At 41.6% G+C, this 5,132-nt stretch carries 4 protein-coding genes and 1 pseudogene; 3 read left to right on the top strand and 2 right to left on the bottom strand.

Annotation, left to right across the window (positions count from 1 at the left end; translation table 11 throughout):
• Nucleotides 1-257 precede the first annotated feature (257 nt).
• A complete protein-coding gene (hemH, locus tag WBM98_RS16120) occupies nt 258-1,292 on the bottom strand; it encodes a ferrochelatase (protein WP_424367048.1) in 1,035 nt (344 codons plus the stop codon).
• Nucleotides 1,293-1,548: 256 nt separating this feature from the next.
• On the opposite strand from hemH, the gene WBM98_RS16115 reads away from it, so the two are divergent.
• Together WBM98_RS16115 and WBM98_RS16110 are read left to right on the top strand one after the other, a co-directional pair.
• Nucleotides 1,549-2,622, top strand: a complete 1,074-nt coding sequence (locus WBM98_RS16115) for a mechanosensitive ion channel family protein (protein WP_424367047.1) — start codon at nt 1,549-1,551, stop codon at nt 2,620-2,622.
• 42 nt (nt 2,623-2,664) lie between these two features.
• Complete coding sequence (locus WBM98_RS16110) at nt 2,665-3,513, top strand: N-acetylmuramoyl-L-alanine amidase-like domain-containing protein (protein WP_424367046.1); 849 nt, start codon at nt 2,665-2,667, stop codon at nt 3,511-3,513.
• A gap of 208 nt (nt 3,514-3,721) precedes the next feature.
• Here WBM98_RS16110 and WBM98_RS16105 read toward each other — a convergent pair whose 3' ends face one another.
• Nucleotides 3,722-4,612 carry a helix-turn-helix transcriptional regulator gene (locus WBM98_RS16105; RefSeq protein WP_424367045.1) on the bottom strand — a complete coding sequence of 297 codons (891 nt, stop codon included), beginning with the start codon at nt 4,610-4,612 and terminating at the stop codon, nt 3,722-3,724.
• A 200-nt stretch (nt 4,613-4,812) separates the two neighbouring features.
• On the opposite strand from WBM98_RS16105, the pseudogene WBM98_RS16100 reads away from it, so the two are divergent.
• A pseudogene (locus WBM98_RS16100) lies at nt 4,813-5,132 on the top strand (glutamyl-tRNA reductase); the annotation flags it as partial.

The raw sequence follows: 5,132 nt of genomic DNA, 5'->3' as shown, positions 1-5,132 counted from the left end.
GTTCAGGGACATGACCAAGATACCGATAGATGCCGGCACGGCCTGTTTTACCAATAATTGGCCTATGGGTTCGGTACCGAGTTGGTCTGATGTTACTTTAGCCATTTAAATTAATTTTAAGACCTGGGAGGTATAAGTGAGGCACGAGTTGTCCATGTAGTTCTATACCACAAAAGTCAACTCAATTTAGACCTATGAGGTGAACTTGTCATCAGACCTACAAGGAGCCCCCCCTGTCATGGAGAACACCTTGCAGGTCAGTTTTTGGGCAACTTCCCATTTACCTCCCATTCATTAACCCACTTCGCCATAACCTTCACCCAAGCCTCATTGTCATTTAAACAGGGAATGTGTTTGTAGGTTTCACCTCCTGCTTCCTCAAACTGATGCTTGCCCTCCATGGCTATTTCTTCCAAGGTTTCCAGACAATCGGCCACAAAGGCAGGGGTCACAACAGCCAATCGTTTCTTGCCCTCTTTGGCCAAACGTTCAAATTCAATATCGGTAAATGGCTTCAACCAAGGGTCATTGGGCAATCTCGATTGAAATGAAATGCTGTATTTGTCGGCATCAATTCCCAAATAGTCGGTTACCCGGCTTGTAGCATCGAAACATTGATGGCGGTAACAGGTGTGATGGGCTACGGAATTGGTCGTGCAGCATGAATTATCGATCTTACAATGGAATTTGGTCGGATCCGATTTTCGAATATGCCTTTCGGGAATGCCGTGGTAGGAAAAGAGGATATGGTCGTATTCAAAACCTTTCAAACCTTCCGCTATACTCTCTGACAAAACCTTAATGTAGGCCTCGTTCCTGTAAAATGCAGGTAAGGTCGTTACATGCATCTGTGGAAAATACTTTTGCTGGTCTTCCATAGTTTTAACCACAACGGTTTCATAGGAGGACATGGCGTATTGCGGATATAAGGGCACCAACAACACCTCGTCTACACCTTTGTCGTGCAATTCCTGAAGGGCATTTTTTATGGTCATACTGCCATAGCGCATGCCTAGAGCAACAGGAATTTCAACGTGCTTACTCACTTTTTCAGAAAAGCGTTCAGAAATGACAATCAAGGGCGAACCCTCTTCCCACCAGATTTTTTGATAGGCCTCGGCCGATTTTTTGGGTCGTGTCTGCAAGATGATTCCACGAACGATAATGTTCCGCAACCAATTGGGCACGTCGATTACCCGTGGGTCCATCAGGAACTCATCCAAATAGGGTTTTACATCCTTTGCCGTGGGGCTATCCGGCGAACCGAGGTTTACCAATAAGACTCCTTTCATTTTATGAACAATTTTAATTCACTTGGGCATGTTGGGCAATCCTTTTAACTAAAAGAATATATCATCTTCTGTCGATAAACCAAGAGGCCCAAATGTATATCGGGAACAAAAATAGCTTTTGTGCCAAAACTAAACCTATACTCTGCTTATAAGTTTCCTATGCCACTATACGGATAATCTATTTTTTACATGGATTTAACATTTTTTAATGGTATTTTCTTTAAGTTCTTCCAATAACCAAAATATATACTAGAAAATGATCGATTCGTTTTTTAAAAATACAGCTAATCAATCGCTTATCTATGTGATTGTTGCCGTTTTACTCATCCTTATTGTGTATTTCAGTACCGTTCAAATACTTCGTAAGTTCGGAAAGGACCCTAATTATGTCATACCAAAACATGCATTCAAAAAAGTAACTTTCCCCCTTTTCGTAATCCTATTTTCCTTTCTTCTTCGAATGGAGTCACTCCGCAGTCTTGTAGGTCTTGAAGATTATACCTATGAGTTTAAAAAGGCAAGTACCCTCCTGTTTATTTTTGGTTTGACATGGCTGATATTGAATATCATAAAAATCATAAAAAATGGGGTATTGGAAAAATACGATGTGCATACGTCGGATAATTTAAAGGCCCGAAAAATCACGACTCAGTTCAACATTCTGGAACGTATCATAGTCTTTGTAGTGATTGTTCTGGCCATTGGCATTGCCCTTATGAGTTTTGAGAACATTCGCGAAATAGGGGTCAGTATTTTTGCCTCGGCCGGGGTTGCCGGAATAATCATTGGATTTTCCGCCCAGAAAATGATCGGGACCATTTTGGCCGGGATTCAAATTGCCATCACACAACCCATTAAGATTGACGATGTCGTAATTGTTGAAGGGGAATGGGGCCGGATCGAAGAGATTACCCTTACTTATGTGGTCATTAAAATATGGGATAAAAGAAGGTTGGTCGTCCCTTCGACCTATTTTATCGAGAATTCCTTTCAAAACTGGACAAAGACCTCAGCCGATATTCTCGGCACCGTTTTTCTGTATACCGATTATAAGGTGCCCTTCGATGCGCTTCGTAAGGAATTGACCCGAATCTTGGAAGCTACCGATCTATGGGATGGGGAAGTCAATAACATTCAGGTAACGGATTCGAAGGCCAATTACGTTGAGGTCCGTGCCTTGATGAGTGCCAAGGATTCTTCGTCGGCCTGGGATCTCCGGGTCATGGTGCGTGAAAAATTGATTGTATTTTTACAGCAGAACTATCCGGAAAGCTTGGCCCATACCCGTATTTACCTGAATGAAGGGGAAGTAGATAAAAAAGGGGAATAATGGCATTCTATTTGCTATTTTTGACCTTACAACGACTAAAAAATGAAAAAAGCGATACCTTTTGTAGTACTACTATCCTTATTGACGGTAGCTCTTGGCTTTGCCCAACAGATTACCTGTTCTGCACAGGACAAACAGGCTTTTGAGGATAAGATCATTGAGATTGATGGTTTGTTGGAAAAGGATTTGGGAAAAACCATGGTATCGGTGGGCAAAACCTTTCTACAGACCCCTTATGTGGCCCAGACCTTGGAAATAGGGGAGACTGAAACATTGGTAGTCAATCTTCAGGGCCTGGATTGTACCACCTTTGTTGAGAATGTCCTGACGTTCACCTTGATTCTTCAAAAGGAAAAAACCGATTTTGACAGCTTCACTGAAATTTTAGAAACCATTCGGTATAAAGACGGTAGGCTCGATGGATACGCTTCACGGCTCCACTATTTTTCCGAATGGATTGCCAACAACGAACAGAAAGGATTGGTAAGGGACATTACCTCTGAAATCGGGGGAACGGAAATCACTAAGGAAATCAATTTTATGAGTACCCATCGTGATTTGTATCCCTTTTTGGCCGATGATGCGAATTATGATAAGATAAAGGCTTCAGAAAACTTCCTGAACAATGAAGTCATCTGCTACTTGCCCCAAGATCAAATCGAGGCAAATGAACATTTGATCCAATCGGGGGATATCATCGCACTCACGACGTCTATCGAAGGGCTCGATATTACCCATACGGGAATTGCATCAAGGGAAACCGATGGTCGGATCCACCTTTTGCATGCTTCCTCATCCGGGGAGGTAACGATTTCTGAAGTACCACTCGTCGATTACCTAATAAAAGTCAATAAGAATACGGGGATTATGGTGGCCCGGATCAATGGATAGGGTAATATTTGTCAAGGAAAACAAACCGATGGGTCTGTATTCGGATTTCAAAGGAACCTGAACACACGAATTAACGAACTTCCTCGATATTTTACCGTTTTTCAACCCTTGCACCTGCTCCGCATTCATTGTTTCGGACGCAGCGGTACAAACTGATCGGTCTAAAACGTTTAAATTTTAAAAATCACCACATCGTTAAGGTTTTCCTCTAGGATTTCGATAATGACATCACATATTTCTTGGGCGTGGTGCCATATTTCTTTTTAAAGGCGGCGATAAAATGACTCGAGGTACTATATCCTACCTTCAAGCCCACCTCATTGACATTGTTCTGGCCGGTCTCCAGTAGTCTTCGTGCATGTTCCATCTTGTAATCGAATAAAAAACTATAGACCGAGTCCCCATAGATCTGTTTAAACCCTTCTTTCAATTTCTTCAAACTCAGTCCAACCTGTTTGGCCAATTCGGGTAAAGAAGGGGGTTCCGCCATATGGTTGATCATGATGTCCTTGGCCTGTCGAATGCGTTTAACATTGTCTTCATCGACCAAAAATGGGCATTGTTCGAGATCGGCGTCCGTACTTTTATTAAAATAAAGCGAAATGAGTTCATAGACCTTGCCATTGATATACAGTTCCTTTATCGATGGATGCAGGTTGTAATTCATTATCTGGCTTAAAACCACGGCAATGGCAGGGGTCACCTCTTCTTGGGCATAATATTTTTTCTCCTTGTTCCCTGCGCTCAGAAACGGAATATAATCGGCCTCCTTTGAAAACAGCGAATGAAACTTACGAATGGTCATTACGATGGATACGATCCATGAATTGGGGGCCATTTCCATATTCATAGGCAAATCGACCTGGGGATTGTATAATAACAACGAATTTTCCTCTGAAACTTCAAGGGCATACATGCCTTCATTGAAGATGAACTTGGCATGCCCCTTCAAACAAAAATGAAATTGGATGAAAGTACTATCGATTTCACGGACGACCCGTTGTTTTGCCAAAGTATCATTCTGGAGTTTCAGTACATAGAACCCGTTTTCGATGAGCACTTCGGTATAGGATCCTTGAGCGACATTTTCTTTTTCCATAGCAAATAAATATATCTATTTTATTTAGATAGATTCTAAATAATGTAATTTCGAAACCTTTTGAATAGCCATTAATTCATGGTTTAACGGCAATTTACAACGAATTGGGATTAAAATCCCGAATTTCGATACTATTTGTTCCTCAAGCGTTATATTTATTCAAATGATGCTCCTATTTTTGTGGCCGTTCGAACGATTTTATGAAGGCGTACCATATTTCCAAACATAATTCATTTTATACCATTGGCTTAAATTATAAGAAAGCCGATGCGTATATACGGGGTAAGTTCAGCCTGGATACAGCCTCAATAGAAATACTTTTAAAGCAGGCCAAGGACCAGGGTCTGGATGGATTATTGGTCACCTCTACCTGTAACCGTACCGAATTGCACGGTTTTGCACAGCATCCCTTTCAATTGATAAAGTTACTTTGCGACAACACCGAAGGTAGTATTGAAGAATTTCAGGAAGTGGCCTATGTGTATAAGAACAACGATGCCATCTCCCATTTATTCCGCGT

This window comes from Maribacter sp. (genome assembly GCF_049667165.1).
In the GTDB taxonomy this organism is placed as follows: domain Bacteria; phylum Bacteroidota; class Bacteroidia; order Flavobacteriales; family Flavobacteriaceae; genus Maribacter_A.
The sequence above is the reverse complement of the archived record's forward strand: the minus strand, read 5'-3'. Positions and strand labels throughout refer to the sequence as shown.